This window comes from Yersinia sp. 2466 StPb PI, assembly GCF_041538325.1.
GTDB classification, from domain to species: Bacteria; Pseudomonadota; Gammaproteobacteria; order Enterobacterales; family Enterobacteriaceae; genus Yersinia; species Yersinia enterocolitica_E.
Genome location: NZ_JAULSL010000001.1, coordinates 1478576 through 1499910, shown reverse-complemented (window position 1 = coordinate 1499910; position 21335 = coordinate 1478576). Strand labels below are relative to the sequence as shown.

Here is a 21335-nt window from a genome sequence, read left to right as displayed (position 1 = left end):
ACTTGCGTCAGCACCATGCACCATGAATAATTCTTAAATGACATGTATGATTGACGTTATATGCCCAAGGCCATTTCCAATACGAAAGGTATAATCGGGTATCAGACAAATAATATCCGTGAATGATATATCCAGAGGAACACAGTGACTCAGAGAAATAGTTTGCACGTAGTGACACAAGAAATCTTGCTAGAGCCCACCGACAATCAGCGTTTGTTGAGTCTGTGCGGCCCTTTTGATGACAACATCAAGCAGTTGGAGCGCCGGTTAGGTATTGAAATTAATCGCCGAGACAACCGTTTCAAGTTAGTCGGTAAGAATATCTGCGTTGTTGCAGCGGCAGATATCCTGCGCCATCTGTATGTTGACACCGCCCCCATTCGGGGTGTTACCCCAGAGATATCCCCAGAAGATATCCACCTTGCGGTGAAAGAGAGTCATGTATTGGAGCAAACGGCACAGAGCGTACCCGATTACGGAAAAGCCGTGAATATCCGTACCAAGCGCGGCATGGTTAAACCGCGTACCCCCAATCAGGCGCAATACATCGCCAATATTCTTGATCACGATATTACCTTTGGGATTGGTCCTGCCGGGACCGGTAAAACCTATCTGGCGGTAGCCGCGGCAGTTGATGCTCTGGAGCGCCAGAATGTGCGCCGTATCTTACTGACCCGCCCGGCCGTTGAAGCGGGCGAAAAATTGGGTTTCCTGCCCGGGGACCTGAGTCAGAAAGTCGATCCATACCTGCGCCCACTTTATGATGCACTGTTTGAAATGCTTGGCTTTGAGCGCGTTGAAAAATTGATCGAACGTAACGTGATTGAAGTGGCTCCGCTGGCATATATGCGGGGCCGGACACTCAATGATGCCTTTATCATTCTGGATGAGAGCCAGAACACCACCATCGAACAGATGAAGATGTTTCTCACCCGTATGGGCTTTAACTCCAAGGCAGTTATTACCGGTGATGTGACGCAAACCGACTTACCGCGCCACCAAAAATCTGGCTTAAGTCATGCCATTGAAGTGCTGTCTGAGGTAGAAGAGCTGAGCTTTAACTTCTTCCATAGCGAAGATGTGGTGCGTCACCCCGTGGTGGCCCGTGTGGTTATTGCCTATGAGGCCTGGGAAGCGGCGGAACAAAAACGCAAAGAGACTATTGCCGAACAACGTAAGCGGGAAAACCATACCCCGTCTGAGCAGGAGGCTCCGTGAGCCAAGTTATACTCGATTTACAAATTGCCTGCGCCGATAGCCAGGGTTTACCTGCCGAAGCTGACTTTCAGCGTTGGTTAGAGGCGGTATTACCGCAGTTTCAAGACGTAGCAGAAGTGACCATTCGGTTGGTTGATGAAGCTGAAAGCCATGAGCTGAATCTAACCTATCGCGGTAAAGATAAACCGACCAATGTCTTGTCTTTTCCTTTTGAGGCCCCACCTGAAATTGAACTGCCACTATTGGGTGATTTAATCATTTGCCGTCAGGTGGTTGAACAAGAAGCTATCGAGCAAGAAAAAGCACTATTAGCTCATTGGGCGCATATGGTTGTTCACGGCAGTCTCCATCTGCTAGGGTATGACCACATCGTGGACGATGAAGCAGAAGAAATGGAGTCAATCGAAACTGAAATTATGCAAAGTCTGGGTTATCCAGATCCGTATATTTCGGAGAAAGACCCCGAATAAACCCATCATATCGGGTGTTATAATGCCCTGTTAGTCGGGGAAAACTGTCGGCGGTGTGAGTCTACTGCTACCGATAAAATATAATCTTTACCCAACGTCATTGGAATTGCAGGTAGGAGGCAAGCAAACCTCGCTAGCCCCTACGGCATCAGATACAAGGGTATAACATGAGTAAACTTAACTAAAACGCCATGAGCGACGACCACTCACAAAACAACGATAGCCCCAGTCCCAAGAAAGGGTTCTTTACTCTTATCCTTAACCAGTTATTTCACGGTGAACCTAAAAACCGTGGTGATTTGGTAGAGCTTATCCGTGATTCTGAACAAAACGATCTGATCGATCCCGATACCCGTGACATGCTGGAAGGCGTGATGGATATTGCCGAGCAGCGCGTGCGGGACATCATGATCCCCCGTTCTCAAATGGTCACATTAAAGCGTAACCAAACGCTGGATGAGTGTTTGGATGTGATTATTGAATCTGCTCACTCCCGCTTTCCGGTGATTAGCGAAGATAAAGATCACATCGAAGGTATCCTGATGGCCAAGGATTTGTTGCCGTTTATGCGCACCGACTCCGAGCCATTCAGTATTGATAAAGTGTTACGGACGGCGGTTGTAGTGCCAGAAAGTAAGCGTGTCGATCGGATGCTGAAGGAGTTCCGTTCCCAGCGCTACCATATGGCTATTGTCATTGATGAGTTTGGTGGCGTGTCAGGGCTGGTGACCATTGAAGATATTCTTGAGCTGATCGTTGGCGAAATAGAAGATGAGTATGACGATGAAGAAGACAGAGATGTGCGTCAACTCAGCAAGCATACCTATACCATTCGTGCGCTGACGCAAATTGAAGATTTCAATGAAGTGTTCAATACCCATTTCAGCGACGATGAGGTTGACACCATTGGTGGCTTGGTAATGCAGGCATTTGGCCATTTACCTGCCCGGGGTGAAACCATTGAAATTGAAGGTTACTTATTTAAAGTTGCCATGGCGGATAGCCGACGTATCATTCAGGTTCATGTAAAAATCCCGGATGATGCTCCGCAACCCAAACTGGAAGAATAAATCCTTGATGCCTATTGCTTCATATCTTCAACGCCAGTGGGTTCGCGCCCTACTGGCGCTATTTTTTGGTGCCTGCGGTACGCTGGCCTATTCACCGTTTGATTACTGGCCCGCAGCCATTGTTTCACTGTTTGGCTTACTCAGCCTAACCCTGAACCGTAATACCCGGCAGTCCGCCTTTATTGGCTTTTGTTGGGGAATGGGGCTATTCGGTAGCGGTATTAACTGGGTCTATGTCAGTATTTCCGAGTTCGGCGGAATGCCAACGGCAATCAATATTTTCCTGGTGGTACTACTGGCGGCCTACCTATCGCTCTACACCCTGCTATTTGCCGGTGTGTTAGCGCGTCTCAGCCCAAAAGCGACATGGTGGCGGCTAGCGATTGCCGCCCCGGTTGTATGGCAACTGACGGAATTCTTGCGCGGCTGGGTGTTGACCGGCTTCCCGTGGCTGCAATTTGGCTACAGCCAGATTAATGGCCCGCTGCGTGGGATTGCCCCAATACTCGGGGTTGATGGCATCACCTTTGTACTGATGGCAATCAGTGGATTACTGGTCTACGCCTGCTATCAGCGCCGGGTGACTGCGGCAATAGTGGCGATGGCACTGTTATTGTTACCATGGCCACTGCGCCAAGTGCATTGGTTCACGCCAGAGCCGGAGCGCGCTGTCAATATCGCCATGGTGCAAGGTAACATTGCTCAGTCCATGAAGTGGGACCCTAAAGTCCTGCTTTCGACCCTGCAAGTCTATCTGGATGAAACTCGCCCGTTTATGGGCAAAGCGCCGATCATCATCTGGCCGGAATCTGCCATTCCTGATATTGAAACCGATCAAACCGGCTTCCTGACAATGGTTGATGATCTGATGCGAGCCAATCATAGCAGCTTGATCACGGGGATTGTCGATGCCCAGCGTCGGCCTGAAGGTCAGGGGTATCATTTCTTTAATAGCGTCATCGTCTTAGGCGATAAAGAACCGTATCAATATCCGAGCCGAAACCGTTACAGCAAACACCATCTGGTCCCATTTGGTGAATTTGTGCCGCTAGAATCCTTACTGCGTCCGCTGGCACCGCTGTTTGACCTACCGATGTCAACGTTCAGCCGTGGCAGTTATGTGCAACCATCGCTCAAGGTGGCAGGATATAACCTGACTGCGGCTATTTGTTATGAAATCGTGTTAGGCCAGCAGGTACGGGATAATTTCAATCCTGATACCAATTTCCTTCTGACCGTCTCGAATGATGCCTGGTTCGGCCACTCAATTGGACCATGGCAACATTTCCAGATGGCACGGATGCGCGCGCTTGAATTGGGTCGCCCTCTGCTGCGCAGTACCAATAACGGTATCACTGCGGTGGTTGGCCCGAGCGGTGAAGTGCTCGCCCAGATCCCGCAATTTACCCAACAGGTGTTAGAGGCCAAAGTTACACCAACAACGGGCGTCACCCCCTATGCCCGTTTGGGTTCATGGCCGATGTGGATTATCACGCTGGTGCTTGGCGCCCTCACGCTGTACCGCGCGATCCGTAGTCGTTCTGATAACAAATAACATAATATGTGGGCATGTTATCTGCATGCCCGTTAATCTTGAGAGCCTTATGTCACTGAAGCCTGAATTTATCCTCACCAGCGAAGCACAACTCAGCGAGCACTACGCCGCCCCCTTTGAAACCGTGTTGAAGAAACAGATAGATCACATTGATGATTATGCTAAAAAACTCATCGCGGCAGCCCCCTTCGCCGTACTGGGTACCCTCGGCGCCAATGGTATCGACTGCTCACCCAAAGGTGGGGAACCGGGTTTTATCCATGTACAGGACAGTAAAACCCTGATGCTACCAGACCGCCCGGGGAACAACCGCCTGGATGGTATCCGCAACCTGCTGCATAACCCCGCTATCGGTATCTTGTTCCTGATCCCCAACTGGGACGAAGGTTTTCGGGTGAATGGCCGGGCTAAGATTTCGGTCGATCCTGAACTGTGTGAGCGCTTTAGCCAAAATGGCCACCCCGCCCGCAGTGTGTTAGTGATCGAGGTTGATGAAGTGTTTATTCATTGTGGCCGCGCGATTACCTTTGCCAAGCTGTGGAGCCCAGAAAAACACGCCGCAAAAGAGACCATTCCGACAGCATTGGATGTGTTTAAGGCCCATGTGGCTATCAACAACCAGCAATTAGGCTAACTGGCAGTAAAGCCGCTGTTTGGCGGCTGATTAATACCCACAACTCCCCGTGGGTATTCTATAGCTCTCAATTGTAGAGCTATTATCCTCATCTCTTCGCCGCGACTGGCACAGACCTTGCATTGTTTCTAACCATTATGTGTTAACTCTCTGCCAATGCCCGCCAATCTTTTAGCCGTTGTCGGGGATTACCGCAACAAGTAGGGAACACAGCGTTTCAAATGCGGGATCAGGATTATTTACACGCTCGTTTATAGGGCATATCCCGCACCATAGAAGTGCATTGCTGTTTTATTGCCTCTATTTGGTGCGATTTGCGTCCCAAAAAACAAACATTTATTCATCATTCGCATAACATTTGGCTATTTTTTAAAGATAATCTGATACAAGTAACAGCGAAAACCACGTACTGGCCAACAAAACATCGGTGGTTGTACCGCTGAAACGAAACAAAACGATTTCTCGCCTGACGAGATTTAGCAACAACGTATTTTTAGCATCACAACATCAAGTAATAAAACAACAGCAAAGGAGTTGGACCATGCATATGCGTAAATTGGCGTTAGCGCTACTGTTAGCTGGGATGGCAAGTGGCGTAGCCCAAGCAGAAGAAGCGGCAGCACAACCCGCAGCGAAAGCTGAAGCCCAGGCTGATACTCTGAAAAAGATTAAAGACAGCGGCGTTATCGTAGTGGGTCACCGTGAATCTTCCGTTCCCTTCTCTTATTACGATAATCAGCAGAAAGTTGTTGGTTACGCACAAGATTATTCTAATCTGATCATTGATGCAGTTAAGAAAAAACTTAATGCTCCAGACTTACAGGTCAAACTGATCCCAATCACCTCACAGAATCGTATTCCACTACTGCAAAACGGCACCTTTGACTTTGAGTGTGGTTCCACCACCAATAATCTGGAGCGTCAGCAACAAGCGGCGTTCAGTAATACCATTTTTGTAGTCGGTACCCGTTTACTGACCAAAAAAGGGTCTGAAGTTAAAGATTTCAAAGATTTGGCCGGTAAAGCAGTGGTTGTAACTTCAGGTACGACATCTGAAGTCCTGCTGAATAAGCTAAATGAAAAAGACAAAATGGATATGCGCATCATCAGCGCCAAAGACCACGGTGACTCTTTCCGCACCTTGGAAAGTGGCCGCGCAGTGGCCTTTATGATGGATGATGCTCTGCTAGCCGGTGAGCGAGCCAAAGCCAAGAAACCAGACCAATGGGATATCGTCGGTACTCCGCAGTCTCAGGAAGCTTACGGCTGTATGTTGCGCAAAAATGATCCGGCCTTTAAAGCCTTATTGGATGAAACCATTGCCAGTGCACAAACTTCTGGTGTAGCTGAAAAATCATTCGATCGCTGGTTCAAAAACCCAATTCCACCTAAAAATCTTAACCTGAATTTCTCACTGTCTGATGAAATGAAGGCGCTGTTCAAAGCACCTAACGATAAAGCATTGAACTAACAATAATAAATCAGGGCGGGTGGTTACCTGCCCGATTCGATTGATGATGGGCCGATAGGAGATACCCAATAGATTTCAGAGTGCAGGAAGACGGCAAGCAAGAGACAAATTGGTTGTAAACCATTTTGAACAGCGCTTGTGCTGGCCCGTAGGGTGAGCCTCTGATGAGGTTCATAATCCTGATGAGCTTATACAAATAAGTGATTCAGGTGAACGAGGGCAGCCAACACATCTGCAATTTGAAAGATGCAGGGTAAAGACAGGATGCGGGGTGGCCGTTCCCCACTCCGCATTTTTTTGTGAGTCCTCAAGGTCGCTACGCATTAAATCATCAGTCATCAGGGTGGCTTATCCATCCTTTTAAGGGAGTTTGTTATGTCAATAGACTGGAACTGGGGCATCTTCTTGCAACCTGCCCCCTTCGGCAATACCACCTACCTCGGCTGGATCTGGTCCGGCTTTCAAGTCACCGTCGCTTTGTCACTGTGCGCCTGGGTGATCGCGTTCTTTGTCGGTTCACTGTTTGGTATTTTAAGAACCGTGCCCAATCGAATCCTGTCAGGGATTGGGACCTGCTACGTTGAGCTGTTTCGTAACGTACCCTTGATTGTGCAATTCTTTACCTGGTATCTGGTGGTACCTGAACTGTTGCCAGTTGATATTGGCATGTGGTTTAAAAGTGAACTTGACCCGAACATACAGTTCTTTCTTTCATCGATGCTTTGCCTTGGCTTATTTACCGCAGCACGTGTTTGTGAACAAGTCCGTGCCGGGATTCAGTCACTGCCTCGAGGCCAGAAAGCAGCGGGTTTGGCTATGGGGTTGACCCTGCCACAAACCTATCGCTATGTGTTACTGCCCAATGCTTATCGGGTGATCATTCCCCCGATGACCTCAGAAATGCTCAACCTGGTAAAAAACTCCGCCATTGCTTCAACAATCGGATTGGTCGATATGGCCGCTCAAGCAGGTAAATTGCTGGATTATTCAGCTCACGCCTATGAGTCCTTCACCGCCATCACTCTTGGTTATGTACTGATCAACGCCGTGATCATGCTGTTGATGCGATTAGTTGAAAAGAAAGTGCAGTTACCCGGCAATCTGGGGAGTAAATAATGTACGAATTTGATTGGAGTTCTATCGCCCCCAGCATGCCCTATCTGCTGCAAGGGTTAGTGGTCACCGCCAAGATAACCATTACCGCTATCGTATTTGGCATTATCTGGGGGACGGTTCTGGCAGTCATGCGCTTGTCGCCGATTAAAGCCATCAGTTGGTTTGCAACTGCCTATGTCAACGTGTTCCGCTCTATTCCGTTGGTGATGGTGCTGCTGTGGTTTTATTTGGTTGTCCCGAGCTTATTACAAAATGTGCTGGGCTTATCACCAAAAACTGATATTCGGTTAATCTCAGCCATGGTAGCCTTTTCGCTGTTTGAAGCGGCCTATTACTCAGAAATTATCCGCGCCGGGATCATGAGTATTTCCCGTGGGCAATCCTCTGCTGCGCTGGCATTGGGCATGACCCATGGGCAGTCAATGCGGCTGGTTATCCTGCCCCAGGCTTTCCGCGCAATGGTGCCGCTGCTGTTAACTCAGGGGATAGTGTTATTTCAGGATACTTCACTGGTGTATGTCCTTAGCCTGGCCGATTTCTTCCGCACCGCCACCACCATTGGCGAACGGGACGGTACTCAGGTCGAAATGGTGCTGTTTGCCGGTTTGGTTTATTTCGTTATCAGTATTGCCGCGTCGATGCTGGTTAACTATTTGAAGAAAAGGACTGTTTGATGATTTCCCTGAAAAATGTTTCTAAGTGGTACGGCCACTTTCAGGTGCTGGCTGACTGCACCACCGAAGTTAAAAAAGGTGAGGTTGTGGTGGTCTGTGGTCCTTCAGGCTCAGGCAAATCAACCTTAATCAAAACTGTTAATGGGCTGGAACCTATTCAAAAAGGCAGCATTACAGTTAATGGTATTGGTGTGAATGATAAAGGCACTAATCTGGCCCAACTGCGTTCCAAAGTGGGCATGGTGTTCCAACATTTCGAGCTGTTCCCACACCTGTCTATCATTGAAAATCTGACGCTGGCGCAAATCAAAGTACTCAAACGTGATAAAGCAGAAGCACGTGAAAAGGGGTTGAAACTGTTAGATCGCGTGGGCCTTTCTACCCATGCAGATAAATTTCCTTCTCAGTTATCGGGTGGCCAGCAGCAGCGCGTGGCAATTGCCCGCGCACTCTGCATGGACCCCATTGCCATGCTGTTTGATGAACCCACCTCCGCACTTGACCCGGAAATGATCAACGAAGTGTTGGATGTGATGGTCAAACTGGCATTGGAAGGGATGACCATGATGGTAGTTACCCACGAAATGGGCTTCGCCCGCAAAGTGGCTAACCGCGTTATTTTTATGGATGAAGGGAAAATCGTCGAAGACAGCAACAAAGATGATTTCTTTAATAATCCTAAATCAGATCGCGCCAAAGATTTCCTGGCAAAAATCCTGCATTAATCACACCACCTCCCCTGCGCCCGTAGGGGAGGAAATTTGCGTCTGTTCTCTTTTTACGCCCTGCGTGATTGCTTATCCGTTTTTTTGTGCGCATCCTCTGATTAACACTGTGACTAACAAGAGGAAAAGTGATGCCCCGCTCTATTATCATTGATTGCGATCCCGGCCATGACGATGCTATTGCATTGATTCTGGCGTTGGCCTCCCCCGAACTCAACGTAGCAGCGGTTACCACTTGTGCCGGTAACCAAACTCCCGACAAAACTTTGCGTAATGCCCTGCGCATTCTGACACTGCTCAAGCGTCAGGATATCCCGGTGGCAGGCGGCGCACTCAAACCATTACTGCGCGAATTGATTATTGCCGACAATGTTCACGGTGAAAGCGGGTTAGATGGCCCCTCATTACCGGATCCAGATTTTGCCCCGCAAACTGACAATGCGGTGGAGCTAATGGCGAGAATATTGCGTGCCAGCCCTCATCCGGTGACCCTTGTGGCTACAGGCCCATTGACTAACATTGCCTTGCTGCTGGCCGGTCATGGCGCTCTGACGGCCAAAATAGAGCGTATAGTCATCATGGGGGGGGCCGTGATGCTAGGAAACTGGACCGCCGCTGCTGAATTTAATATTTTTGTCGACCCTGAGGCCGCTGATCGGGTATTTAAATCAGGTATTCCGCTTACTATGGCCGGGTTGGATGTGACCCATCAGGCACAAGTAATGGATGAAGATATCGATCGCATTCGTCAGTTGAATAATCCGGTCGCCGACGTGGTAGCAGGCTTACTGGACTTCTTCATGCTGTATCACCGCCAGGAACGCTGGGGTTTTCAAGGTGCCCCGCTACATGACCCTTGCACCATTGCCTGGTTATTGGCCCCCGAGTTATTCACTAGCATTGAACGCTGGGTCGGCATCGAAACGCGTGGTGAATACACCCAAGGCATGACGGTGGTCGATTATTACCAGCTCACAGATAATGTGCCTAATGCAGAAGTGTTGATGGGTATCGACAGGAAAGGATTTATTGATTTGCTGGTTGAACGGGTTGCCCGCTACAGCGAATAATCGAATGACACTCCGCCACTGCGGAGTGTCTCTTTTTAGCCCAAATTAATGTTAGGGCTGGAATGGCCGGCGGTTAAATTGGTCATGCCCACACTTAGGGCAGAGCGGCAACACTTCAGGGGTATAGAAAGCCAGGCGATGATGGCACTTTTCACACACCAGATTCCCTAATCCAACCACCTCACCACTGTGATACACTCCATGGTGGCTGACATCTTTAAACACTTCACGCCACTCTAGCTGTGTTTTATCAGTGATATCCGCCAGCTCCTGCCACAGGCTCTCTTTAATCACCCGCATAAATACACTATCAGTGAATTCGTCCTTACTCTCTTCATAACTACGGGCAAACTCCTCCAGATCGCGGCGCACCGCCTGAATGATTTGCTCAACCTCACTCCGGCTCAACTCTTCTACTGCGTCTAACCGCTGCTCGGCGCTTTCCACCAGCTTATCGATATCACGTTCACCATTTTTCAAGCGTTCTGTCAGTGATGCCACCAACTCACGATAATATTGAGCTACCTTGTTCATACTGTCTCCTCGATCCGCGATTGTGATACAGCAAAGGTTGTTACAAAGAAAATAGTGATAGAGCCAATCTCTCGCCTGCTTAGGGTTGCCCCGCTGCTGTTGTCTGCTGGTACTTACTCTGATATTAAAGCTAACGTTTATTATTTTAGCCGTAAATGACTGAAGTCACGTCATCATAAGGTTGTTACTCCCCCACTTTGATGATTTCTGCCATTCACCGCGCAGAAAAACCGTTCTGCGGGATGCTGAGTGTTGTTGCGCCTGCCGCTTATCAGCTATGCTATGCGGATCTCTCTTTATGATATGAAACAGATGATGCTACAGGCGTAGCTGTTTTTCACTATAGGACCACTGGCCGCCATGCAAGAGCAATACCGCCCAGAAGATATCGAAACGCAAGTACAGCTTCACTGGCAAGAGAAGCAAACATTTAAAGTCACTGAAGATACCAGCAAAGAAAAATATTACTGCCTATCTATGCTGCCATACCCTTCAGGACGCCTACATATGGGGCACGTTCGTAACTACACCATTGGTGATGTTATCTCACGCTACCAACGTATGCTGGGCAAGAACGTCCTACAGCCGATTGGCTGGGATGCGTTTGGCCTGCCGGCAGAAGGTGCAGCAGTTAAAAATAACACCGCACCGGCCCCATGGACTTACGACAACATCGAATATATGAAGAACCAGTTGAAACTACTGGGCTTCGGTTACGATTGGGATCGCGAGATTGCCACCTGTAAACCTGACTATTACCGTTGGGAACAGTGGTTCTTCACCAAGTTGTATGAAAAAGGCATGGTCTACAAAAAGACCTCTGCGGTTAACTGGTGTCCACAAGATATGACCGTGTTAGCCAACGAACAGGTAATCGACGGCTGCTGTTGGCGTTGTGATACCAAGGTTGAACGCAAAGAGATCCCGCAGTGGTTTATTAAAATCACCGATTACGCTGATCAGTTGCTTAATGATCTCGACACGCTGGAAAGCTGGCCAGAGCAGGTGAAAACCATGCAACGCAACTGGATTGGCCGCTCCGAAGGGGTTGATATCGTTTTCGACGTGCAAGATAGCGAAGAAAAACTGTCAGTTTATACCACCCGCCCAGACACCTTTATGGGTGTGACCTATGTGGCGGTTGCTGCCGGTCACCCATTGTCACTGCAAGCAGCTGCCACCAACCCGGCGCTAGCTGATTTTGTGGCTGAATGTCGCAATACCAAAGTTGCCGAAGCTGAAATGGCAACGATGGAGAAAAAAGGCATGGCGACCGGCCTATACGCCATCCATCCACTGACAGGTGAGAAGCTGGCTATCTGGGCCGCTAACTTTGTCTTGATGGATTACGGTACCGGCGCGGTAATGGCGGTTCCAGGCCACGATGCCCGTGACTGGGAATTTGCCACCAAATACCACCTGCCAATCAAGCCAGTTATTTTAGCCGCTGACGGTAGCGAGCCTGATTTGAGTCAGGAAGCCATGACCGAAAAAGGCACCCTGTTCAACTCCGGCGAGTTCGACGGTCTGGATTATGAAGCGGGCTTTAATGCCATTGCTGACAAACTGGTGGCTCTCGGTGTTGGCCAGCGTAAAGTGAATTATCGCCTGCGCGATTGGGGTGTATCACGTCAGCGTTATTGGGGTGCGCCTATCCCAATGGTGACATTGGAAGATGGCACCGTCGTGCCAACACCAGAAGACCAACTGCCGGTTATCCTGCCAGAAGATGTTGTAATGGACGGTATTACCAGCCCGATCAAGGCTAATCCTGAGTGGGCGAAAACCACCGTTAACGGGATGCCGGGCCTGCGTGAAACTGATACTTTCGATACCTTTATGGAATCATCTTGGTATTACGCACGCTACACCTGCCCACAATTTGACGAGGGCATGCTGGACCCTGCCGCCGCCAACTACTGGCTGCCCGTTGATCAGTATGTAGGCGGTATTGAACACGCCATCATGCACCTGATGTACTTCCGTTTCTTCCACAAACTACTGCGTGATGCCGGTCTGGTGAACTCCGACGAACCAGCCAAACGTCTGTTGTGCCAAGGCATGGTATTGGCTGACGCCTTCTACTACACCGGTACCAGCGGTGAACGTATCTGGGTTTCACCGGCTGATGCTATTGTCGAGCGTGATGAGAAAGGGCGGATTGTTAAAGCGACCGACGCGCAAGGCCATGAACTGGTGTATGCCGGTATGAGCAAAATGTCGAAATCGAAAAACAACGGTATCGACCCGCAAGTTATGGTAGAAAAATACGGTGCCGATACTGTGCGCCTGTTTATGATGTTTGCATCGCCGGCAGAAATGACGTTGGAATGGCAGGAGTCTGGCGTTGAAGGGGCTAACCGCTTCTTAAAACGTGTCTGGCGTCTGGTGTTTGAAAGCACTGCCAAAGGTGCAACTGCGCCGCTGGATATTGCCAGCCTGACGGAAGAGCAAAAATCACTGCGTCGTGATCTGCACAAAACGATTGCCAAAGTCACTGATGACGTGGGCCGCCGTCAAACCTTCAACACCGCCATCGCTGCGGTGATGGAGTTGATGAACAAGCTGGGCCGTGCACCTCAGGAAACTGAGCAAGATCGTGCTCTGCTGCAAGAAGCATTACTGGCAGTGGTACGTATGCTTTATCCATTCACCCCGCACGTTTGCTTCAGTTTGTGGCAAGCTCTGGGTGGTGAAGGTGATATCGATACCGCACCATGGCCAATTGCTGATGAACAGGCGATGGTCGAAGACTCTAAATTAGTAGTCGTACAGGTTAATGGTAAAGTGCGTGGCAGAATTACTGTGCCTGCCGATGCCACTGAACAGCAAGTTCGCGAACGCGCTGGTCAAGAGCACCTGGTGGCTAAATACCTGGATGGGGTTACTGTGCGTAAAGTAATCTACGTCCCTGGCAAACTGCTTAACCTGGTTGTAGGTTAAGACAAGGAGGAGTTGTGCGACATCGTATTCTGACATTGTTGCTGGGGTTAGCGGTGCTGGTCACCGCTGGCTGTGGCTTTAATCTGCGAGGCACCACTCAGGTGCCACCTGAACTGCAAAAACTGTTGCTGGAAAGTAGTGACCCTTATGGCCCGTTAACCCGAGCTGTACGTCAACAGTTGCGTTTAAGCAATGTCACCATTGTTGATGACCCGATGCGTAAAGACTTACCCGCCTTGCGGATCCTTGGTTCATCAGAAAATCAGGATACCGTGTCAATCTTCCGCAACGGGGTAACGGCGGAGTATCAGTTAGTGTTGCATGTGCAGGCGCAGGTATTGATACCGGGCCATGATATTTACCCATTACGGGTTAATATCTTCCGCACATTCTTCGATAACCCGTTAACAGCGCTCGCCAAAGATGCTGAAGCTCAGGTTCTCCGTCAGGAAATGCGTGAACAAGCCGCTCAGCAGTTAGTACGTCAGCTTCTGACCGTACATGCTGCAGAAGTCAAAAATGCGCAAGAAAATGGTGACAAGCCGGTTGGCAATAATACAGCAACAGGCGCCGCCAAGATGGCAGAAACTAAAGAAATCAATATTGGCAAACCCGCAGTCAGTACCCCGGCCCAATGATCCGAGTCTATCCTGAACAACTTGTCGCGCAGCTCCATGAGGGGCTGCGCGCTTGCTATCTGTTATGCGGCAATGAGCCATTGCTGTTACAAGAAAGTCAGGACCACATTCGTCGGGTAGCAATAGAGCATGATTTCACCGAACATTTCAGTTTTGCGCTGGATACTCATACCGAGTGGGACAATATCTTTAGTCTTTGTCAGGCACTCAGTCTATTTGCCAGCCGCCAGACATTGACGCTGAGCTTCCCTGACAGTGGTTTAACGGCACCAATGAACGAACAATTGGTTAAGTTATCGGGCCTGTTACATTCAGATATTTTATTGATTTTGCGCGCAAATAAACTAACCAAAGCACAAGAAAACAGTGCCTGGTTTAAAGCACTCGGTAGTAATGGCGTATTTGTCAGTTGCCAAACGCCGGAGCAGGCACAACTGCCACGTTGGGTCAGTACACGGGCCAAAAGCCTGAATCTGGAGGTCGATGACCCCGCCATTCAACTGCTTTGTTACTGCTACGAAGGCAATCTGCTGGCGCTATCACAAGCTTTGGAACGGTTATCGTTGCTCTACCCTGACGGTAAACTGACGCTGCCTAAAGTTGAGCAAGCGGTCAACGATGCCGCGCATTTCACCCCTTACCACTGGCTCGATGCCCTAATAGCTGGGAAGAGCAAACGCGCCTGGCATATCCTGCAACAATTGCAGCAGGAAGAGAGTGAACCGGTTATTTTGCTGCGCACCTTACAGCGAGAACTGCTCTTGCTGCTAACGTTGAAGCGCCGCATGGATCAGGTGCCACTGCGTACGCTATTTGATCAGTTAAAAGTGTGGCAAAATCGCCGGCCCATGATGACGCAGGCTCTGCAACGCCTTTCGCTGCCACAATTGCAACAAGCCGTTCATTTGCTGGCACAGATAGAAGTTCGCTTGAAACAGGATTATGGTCAGTCAATCTGGCCTGAATTAGAAACGCTATCTATGCTGATGTGTGGCAAAATATTACCTGAGAGCTTTTTTGATGCCCAATAAATCCCCGACTCGCGCCCTACATGCCCTGTTCGGCGGTACCTTTGACCCCATTCATTACGGCCACTTGACGCCGGTTGAAGCATTGGCTCAACAAGTGGGTCTGCAACATATTATTTTATTACCCAATAATGTCCCACCTCACCGCCCACAACCCGAGGCCAATGCACAGCAACGGCTGAAAATGGTGGAACTGGCGGTAGCCGGTAACCCGCTGTTCAGCGTCGACTCGCGGGAGTTATTGCGCGATACCCCCTCATTCACCATTGATACCCTGGAATCACTGCGTAAAGAACGTGGTGCTGAACTGCCGTTAGCGTTTATCATTGGGCAGGATTCATTATTATCGCTGCATAAATGGCATCGCTGGCAATCGATATTGGATGTGTGCCATTTGCTGGTTTGCGCCCGCCCTGGTTACTCACAAACGCTGGAAACACCTGAGTTACAACAATGGCTTGATGAGCGACGGGTCTTGGATCCGCAAGCATTAAACCTGCAACCACAAGGGTTAATCTATCTGGCTGATACACCTTTATTGAATATTTCAGCTACCGATATTCGTCATCGGCGTCATAATGGTGAGAGCTGCGATGACCTGCTGCCGCGTGCTGTCCAGCGATATATTGAGTTACAAGGTTTATATCGCGGTTGAGGAACTGAGGGTTTATATCGCGACGCATTCACCCATGTTATACTCCGCCGCTAAATTTCAGGTATTCGCTGAAAAACCGTTACATTCTAACTGTTCATACCGGTAACTGTTCGTGGGAACTCCTGCAAACAATACGGAAGAACGTTAATACCCAAAGAACTTGACGTTGCAGGTAGCCAGCCAGCGCACGAATCCCGATAAGCTTACATGAGTAAGTGATTCGGGTGAGAAAGTGCAGCTAACACCCCAGCAACTTCAAGGACGAAGGGTATGGACAGAAATCACCCGAGGGGGAACCTTTGCAAGGTAAAGCGCTCCAAGAATTTGTTATCGACAAGCTCGATGACTTGAAAGGCCAGGACATTATCACTTTGGATGTTCAGGGTAAGTCCAGCATCACTGATTACATGATCATCTGTACCGGGACTTCTACCCGCCATGTTATGGCGCTGGCAGACAATCTGGTGCAGGAATCCCGTGTGGCAGGCATGATACCGCTGGGCGTAGAAGGCCAGGGTGTGTCTGACTGGGTTGTTGTGGATTTAGGCGAAATCATTGTGCATGTCATGCAAGAAGAAAGCCGCCGTCTGTATGAACTGGAAAAACTCTGGAGCTAAGCGGTGAAACTGCAACTGGTGGCTGTCGGCACCAAAATGCCAGACTGGGTGCAGACAGGTTTCATGGATTACCTGCGCCGCTTTCCCAAAGATATGCCCTTCGAGCTGGTAGAAATACCGGCCGGTAAGCGGGGCAAAAATGCGGATATTAAACGCATTTTGGAAAAAGAAGGCGAACTGATGCTGGCGGCGGTTGGCAAGAATAACCGCATTGTCACGCTGGATATCCCAGGCACTCCCTGGGAAACTCCACAATTGGCTCAGCAATTAGAACGCTGGAAGCAGGACGGCCGTGATGTCAGTCTGCTGATTGGCGGGCCGGAGGGATTAGCCCCAGCCTGTAAAGCTGCCGCAGAGCAGAGCTGGTCGCTCTCTGTGCTTACGCTACCCCATCCTTTAGTGCGTGTTTTAGTGGCTGAAAGCCTCTATCGCGCCTGGAGTATTACGACCAATCACCCTTATCATCGGGAATAAGCGGCGATGAACCTGAGTAAAGTGATGGCTTTGAGTAACGTGTTGGTTTTGGACAAGATGAAGTAGCTGCGGGATGAAAAAAGAACCTAACCCTTTCCGCGACTATTCAGCTGAATCAGCCTTGTTTGTCCGCCGCGCCCTTGTGGCTTTCCTCGGTATCCTGCTGCTAAGCGGAATATTGACTGTAAACTTGTACAATTTGCAGATAGTGCGTTTCGAAGACTATCGCACCCGTTCCAATGAAAACCGCATTAAGCTGGTCCCTATCGCTCCTAGCCGCGGTATGATATTTGATCGCAACGGCACCCCGTTGGCGATGAACCGGACCATTTATCAATTAGAATTGATGCCGGAAAAAATCGAAGACCTCCCCGCGACACTCAATGCACTACGCCCGATAGTGGATCTGACGGATGAGGATATCGCTAATTTTGAAAAAGAGCGTAAGCGCTCACGCCGCTTTACCTCCATTGCCGTTAAGACCCCCCTTACCGAGGTGCAGGTCGCCCGTTTCGCCGTTAACCAATTCCGCTTCCCCGGTATTGAAGTCAAAGGCTATCAACGCCGCTTCTATCCCTATGGTTCGGCCCTGACTCACGTTATCGGTTATGTATCGAAAATTAACGATAAAGATGTCGAACGGTTGGATAAAGAAGGTATTCTGGCTAACTATGCCGCAACCCACGATATCGGCAAACTGGGTATTGAGCGCTATTATGAATCCGTATTACACGGCAAAACCGGTTATGAAGAAGTTGAAGTCAATAACCGTGGCCGGGTGATCCGCCAGCTACATGAGCAGCCGCCGCAGGCCGGTAAAGATATTTACCTGACGCTTGATTTACATCTGCAAACCTATATTGAAAAACTGCTGAGTGGCAGCCGCGCCGCAGTGGTGGTCACGGACCCACGCACCGGCGCTATCTTAGCCTTGGTATCGAACCCAAGTTATGACCCGAACCTATTTGTCGATGGGATCTCCAGCAAAGATTATCAGGGGTTGTTGAACGATCCTGACCGCCCGCTGATTAACCGTGCCACCCAGGGTGTCTACCCCCCTGCGTCTACAGTAAAACCCTATATTGCCGTTTCCGCCCTGAGTGCCGGGGTTATCACCAAAAATACCAGCTTGTTTGACCCTGGCTGGTGGCAACTGCCTGGCTCAGAAAAACGCTTTCGCGACTGGAAAAAATGGGGTCATGGTCGGTTGAATGTCACCAAGGCGCTGGAAGAGTCGGCGGATACCTTCTTCTATCAGGTTTCCTATGACATGGGGATTGATCGTTTGTCCTCATGGATGAGTAAATTCGGCTACGGCGAATATACTGGTATCGATCTATCCGAAGAGCGCGCGGGCCTGATGCCGACCCGTGAGTGGAAACAAAAACGCCACAAAAAACCGTGGTACCAAGGGGATACCATTCCGGTGGGTATCGGCCAAGGGTATTGGACCGCCACCCCAATCCAGATGGCAAAAGCGTTAATGACGCTGATTAATGATGGCGCGGTTAAAACGCCACATCTGCTACAAAGCACCCGGATTAATGGAGAGTTAGTCCCCTATCAACAAGAAGATCGCACGCAAATTGGTGATATACATTCCGGTTATTGGGAAATTGCTAAAGATGGCATGTATGGTGTAGCCAACCGTCCGAACGGAACGGGGCGTAAGTTTTTTGAAGGTACACCTTATAAAGCAGCGGCAAAATCCGGTACCGCGCAGGTTTATAGCTATGAAACCTATAATGCCCATAAAGTGGCGGAACACTTACGTGACCATAAATTGATGGTTGCGTTTGCGCCTTACGAAAATCCAACGGTATCTGTCGCCATGATTTTAGAAAATGGAGGTGCCGGGCCTGCGGTGGGGACTATTACCCGCCAAATACTCGACCACATTTTGTTGGGTGATAATAATACTGAATTACCGGATGCGGCCCCTCTGCCTCCAGGTGTTGAAGCAGATTAATTGAAGCGGACGAAGGTAACTCATGACTGATAATCAACAAAAAGGCTCTTTGTGGTACAAAATGCACATCGATCTGCCGTTTTTGATTTGCATCCTGGCGCTGTTGGCTTATAGCGCCTTTGTGATGTGGAGCGCCAGCGGGCAAGATATCGGCATGATGGAACGCAAAGTTGGTCAAATCGCTATGGGCCTGATTGTCATGCTGGTTATGGCGCAGATACCGCCGCGCGTCTATGAAAACTGGGCACCCTACCTCTATTTCGTTTGCGTAATTTTGTTGGTATTGGTTGATGCCTTTGGTCAAATCAGTAAAGGTGCACAGCGCTGGCTGGACTTGGGTTTTATTCGCTTCCAACCCTCTGAAATTGCTAAAATTGCGGTTCCGCTGATGGTAGCACGCTTTATGAACCGTGACGTCTGTCCACCCTCATTAAAAAATACCGGTATTGCGCTGATTTTAATCTTTATGCCGACCTTATTGGTGGCCGCTCAACCCGATCTGGGTACCTCGATCCTAATTGCGGCCTCTGGCCTGTTCGTCTTGTTTCTCTCCGGTATGAGTTGGCGTTTAATCGCTATTGCCGCCGTATTGGTCGCCGCATTTATCCCGATATTGTGGTTCTTCCTGATGCACGGCTATCAGCGCGACCGCGTGATGATGCTGCTGGACCCGGAAAGTGATCCGCTCGGCGCCGGTTATCATATTATCCAATCAAAAATCGCCATCGGCTCAGGTGGCTTATCAGGGAAAGGCTGGCTACACGGAACTCAGTCACAACTGGAGTTTTTACCGGAACGCCATACTGATTTTATCTTTGCCGTACTGGCAGAGGAGCTAGGTTTAATTGGCGTGCTGGTACTATTAGCGCTTTATCTCTGTCTCATTATGCGTGGTTTGGTGATTGCCGCCCACGCACAAACCACCTTCGGCCGAGTGATGGTAGGAGGATTAATGCTGATACTATTTGTATATGTGTTTGTTAACATAGGTATGGTCAGTGGAATTTTACCTGTGGTTGGCGTACCTTTGCCTTTGGTCAGCTATGGAGGCTCGGCACTGATAGTTCTGATGGCCGGGTTTGGTATCGTGATGTCGATACATACTCATCGCAAAATGTTATCGAAGAATTTATAGAGGTGAGCAATGCGTAAGGAATGGCTTTGGATAGGCATCGCAGGCGTGCTGTTATCAGCATGTACCAGTCAGCCTCCGGCACCCCAGCAACAGGTGCAACAGACGTACAACGGCCCGGTTGAAGAGATTGGCGGGGCAGAACCGCGCTATGAACCCTTTAATCCTAATTTTAATCAGGATTATAAAGCCAATGGCCAGTCTTACAGCATTATTAAAGATCCACAAAACTTCACTCAGGTGGGTCTTGCCGCTTGGTATGGCGAAGAAGCTAACGGCAATACAACCGCCACTGGCGAAACGTTCGATCCTAATGCATTGACCGCCGCCCACCCTACTTTGCCCATTCCAAGTTATGTGCGCGTCACCAATGTCAGTAATGGCCGCCAGATTGTGGTGCGCGTGAATGACCGTGGCCCGTATACCCCTGGGCGAGTAATTGATTTATCCAAAGCGGCCGCTGATCGCCTGAATATTTCGAATAATACCAAAGTGAAAATTGATTTTATCAATGTCGCACCTGATGGCTCGCTGTCAGGCCCAGGTATGGTCGGTACCACCATTGCCAAGCAAAGTTATGCCTTACCAAGCCGCCCGGACTTGACCTCCAGCGGGATGGGGACGCCAGTGCAACAGGATGCGCCCGCAGTAAGTGCGCCAGTGCGCCCTATCGCTAACAGTAATTTGTCTGGTGCGGATGCCACTCAACCGGTCGCGCCACAAAGTAGCGGCTTCCTGAGGGCATCGACCCCGGTACCGGCTGGCGTGTTGGAAAGCTCAGAACCTGCCGTGGATTCTGTATCCACTCTGGGTGCAGGGCCGGTGACACCACCGGTTGTTGCCAACCCCGGTCCCGTGACCTCATCAGTAGCAACAACAGGTGCTGCGACCTCTGGTGGTTATGTGGTTCAGGTCGGTGCGTTGAGTGATGCTCAACGGGCGCAAACTTGGCAGCAAAGCCTGAGCCAACGTTTTGGGGTACCGGGTAAAGTAGACACCAATGGTAGCGTGCATCGTGTCCAACTTGGGCCATTCAGTAGCCGCCAACAAGCCGTAGAACTGCAACAGCGCCTATCGAGCGAAGCTCAGCAGCAATCATTTGTGGTCGCGGCGCCTTAAAACATACATACCTTGTAGCAATTTAAGGTCTGTCAGATAAAAATAACCGTAACCCCTTGTGCAAACAGGATGTTACGGTGAAACCAATAAACGCCACACAGGTGTATAGCCAAATTTATTGGCGTTGCAGCAAGGCCGCAAATGAATGCATCCCGATGAACATGTGATTCGGATGAGTGAGTGCCGCTAACGCCGCTACAACGTTAAGTAAGTAAGGGTATGG

20 protein-coding genes are annotated in these 21335 nt (G+C 49.6%); 19 read left to right on the top strand and 1 reads right to left on the bottom strand.

The features are described from left to right. The first annotated feature begins 144 nt into the window (after positions 1–144). From Q2T72_RS06720 to rihA, 10 genes are all read left to right on the top strand, one after another. A complete protein-coding gene (locus tag Q2T72_RS06720; protein WP_193784699.1) occupies positions 145–1218 on the top strand; it encodes a PhoH family protein in 1074 nt (357 codons plus the stop codon). After that, positions 1215–1688, top strand: coding sequence for an rRNA maturation RNase YbeY (gene ybeY / locus Q2T72_RS06715; RefSeq protein WP_083159651.1), 474 nt, complete (start codon positions 1215–1217; stop codon positions 1686–1688). Before Q2T72_RS06720 ends, ybeY begins: the two co-directional genes overlap by 4 nt. Positions 1689–1879: 191 nt before the next feature. Beyond that, on the top strand, positions 1880–2758 hold the full coding sequence (gene corC, locus Q2T72_RS06710) for a CNNM family magnesium/cobalt transport protein CorC (protein WP_083159653.1): 879 nt from the start codon (positions 1880–1882) through the stop codon (positions 2756–2758). A 7-nt stretch (positions 2759–2765) separates the two neighbouring features. Further along, positions 2766–4313, top strand: coding sequence for an apolipoprotein N-acyltransferase (gene lnt / locus Q2T72_RS06705; protein WP_083159655.1), 1548 nt, complete (start codon positions 2766–2768; stop codon positions 4311–4313). 49 nt (positions 4314–4362) lie between these two features. Next, on the top strand, positions 4363–4947 hold the full coding sequence (locus Q2T72_RS06700) for an MSMEG_1061 family FMN-dependent PPOX-type flavoprotein (RefSeq protein WP_372568856.1): 585 nt from the start codon (positions 4363–4365) through the stop codon (positions 4945–4947). 541 nt (positions 4948–5488) lie between these two features. After that, positions 5489–6418, top strand: coding sequence for an amino acid ABC transporter substrate-binding protein (locus Q2T72_RS06695; RefSeq protein WP_083159659.1), 930 nt, complete (start codon positions 5489–5491; stop codon positions 6416–6418). Positions 6419–6793: 375 nt separating this feature from the next. Next, complete coding sequence (locus tag Q2T72_RS06690; RefSeq protein WP_005182751.1) at positions 6794–7534, top strand: amino acid ABC transporter permease; 741 nt, start codon at positions 6794–6796, stop codon at positions 7532–7534. Beyond that, positions 7534–8208: a glutamate/aspartate ABC transporter permease GltK gene (gene gltK / locus Q2T72_RS06685; RefSeq protein WP_032905734.1), complete on the top strand. Its 675-nt coding sequence runs from the start codon at positions 7534–7536 to the stop codon at positions 8206–8208. Before Q2T72_RS06690 ends, gltK begins: the two co-directional genes overlap by 1 nt. Next, positions 8208–8933, top strand: a complete 726-nt coding sequence (locus Q2T72_RS06680; protein WP_025377565.1) for an amino acid ABC transporter ATP-binding protein — start codon at positions 8208–8210, stop codon at positions 8931–8933. Before gltK ends, Q2T72_RS06680 begins: the two co-directional genes overlap by 1 nt. A gap of 131 nt (positions 8934–9064) precedes the next feature. Beyond that, complete coding sequence (rihA, locus tag Q2T72_RS06675) at positions 9065–10003, top strand: pyrimidine-specific ribonucleoside hydrolase RihA (RefSeq protein ID WP_083159661.1); 939 nt, start codon at positions 9065–9067, stop codon at positions 10001–10003. A 51-nt stretch (positions 10004–10054) separates the two neighbouring features. Here rihA and Q2T72_RS06670 read toward each other — a convergent pair whose 3' ends face one another. Further along, entirely contained in the window at positions 10055–10537 is a 483-nt protein-coding gene (locus Q2T72_RS06670; protein WP_083159663.1) for a zinc ribbon-containing protein, read from the bottom strand. Positions 10538–10897: 360 nt separating this feature from the next. On the opposite strand from Q2T72_RS06670, the gene leuS reads away from it, so the two are divergent. The 9 genes from leuS to rlpA all read left to right on the top strand — a co-directional run bounded on the left by leuS (position 10898) and on the right by rlpA (position 21112). Next, positions 10898–13480, top strand: a complete 2583-nt coding sequence (leuS, locus tag Q2T72_RS06665) for a leucine--tRNA ligase (RefSeq protein WP_083159665.1) — start codon at positions 10898–10900, stop codon at positions 13478–13480. Between the two features lie 14 nt (positions 13481–13494). Beyond that, entirely contained in the window at positions 13495–14118 is a 624-nt protein-coding gene (gene lptE, locus Q2T72_RS06660; RefSeq protein ID WP_083159667.1) for an LPS assembly lipoprotein LptE, read from the top strand. After that, the gene (holA, locus tag Q2T72_RS06655) at positions 14115–15149 is read left to right on the top strand and encodes a DNA polymerase III subunit delta (protein WP_372568855.1); all 1035 of its coding nucleotides are present in this window, start codon (positions 14115–14117) and stop codon (positions 15147–15149) included. Before lptE ends, holA begins: the two co-directional genes overlap by 4 nt. Continuing rightward, a complete protein-coding gene (gene nadD / locus Q2T72_RS06650) occupies positions 15139–15801 on the top strand; it encodes a nicotinate-nucleotide adenylyltransferase (protein WP_083159671.1) in 663 nt (220 codons plus the stop codon). Before holA ends, nadD begins: the two co-directional genes overlap by 11 nt. Before the next feature lie 299 nt (positions 15802–16100). Further along, positions 16101–16418 carry a ribosome silencing factor gene (gene rsfS / locus Q2T72_RS06645; protein ID WP_083159674.1) on the top strand — a complete coding sequence of 106 codons (318 nt, stop codon included), beginning with the start codon at positions 16101–16103 and terminating at the stop codon, positions 16416–16418. 3 nt (positions 16419–16421) lie between these two features. Next, positions 16422–16892 carry a 23S rRNA (pseudouridine(1915)-N(3))-methyltransferase RlmH gene (rlmH, locus tag Q2T72_RS06640; protein ID WP_083159676.1) on the top strand — a complete coding sequence of 157 codons (471 nt, stop codon included), beginning with the start codon at positions 16422–16424 and terminating at the stop codon, positions 16890–16892. A 73-nt stretch (positions 16893–16965) separates the two neighbouring features. Beyond that, entirely contained in the window at positions 16966–18861 is a 1896-nt protein-coding gene (gene mrdA, locus Q2T72_RS06635; RefSeq protein ID WP_083159678.1) for a peptidoglycan DD-transpeptidase MrdA, read from the top strand. A 22-nt stretch (positions 18862–18883) separates the two neighbouring features. Beyond that, positions 18884–19996 carry a peptidoglycan glycosyltransferase MrdB gene (gene mrdB / locus Q2T72_RS06630; protein WP_005182719.1) on the top strand — a complete coding sequence of 371 codons (1113 nt, stop codon included), beginning with the start codon at positions 18884–18886 and terminating at the stop codon, positions 19994–19996. Between the two features lie 9 nt (positions 19997–20005). Continuing rightward, positions 20006–21112 (top strand): endolytic peptidoglycan transglycosylase RlpA, encoded by a 1107-nt coding sequence (gene rlpA, locus Q2T72_RS06625; RefSeq protein ID WP_083159680.1) that lies wholly within the window; start codon positions 20006–20008, stop codon positions 21110–21112. Positions 21113–21335 lie beyond the last annotated feature (223 nt).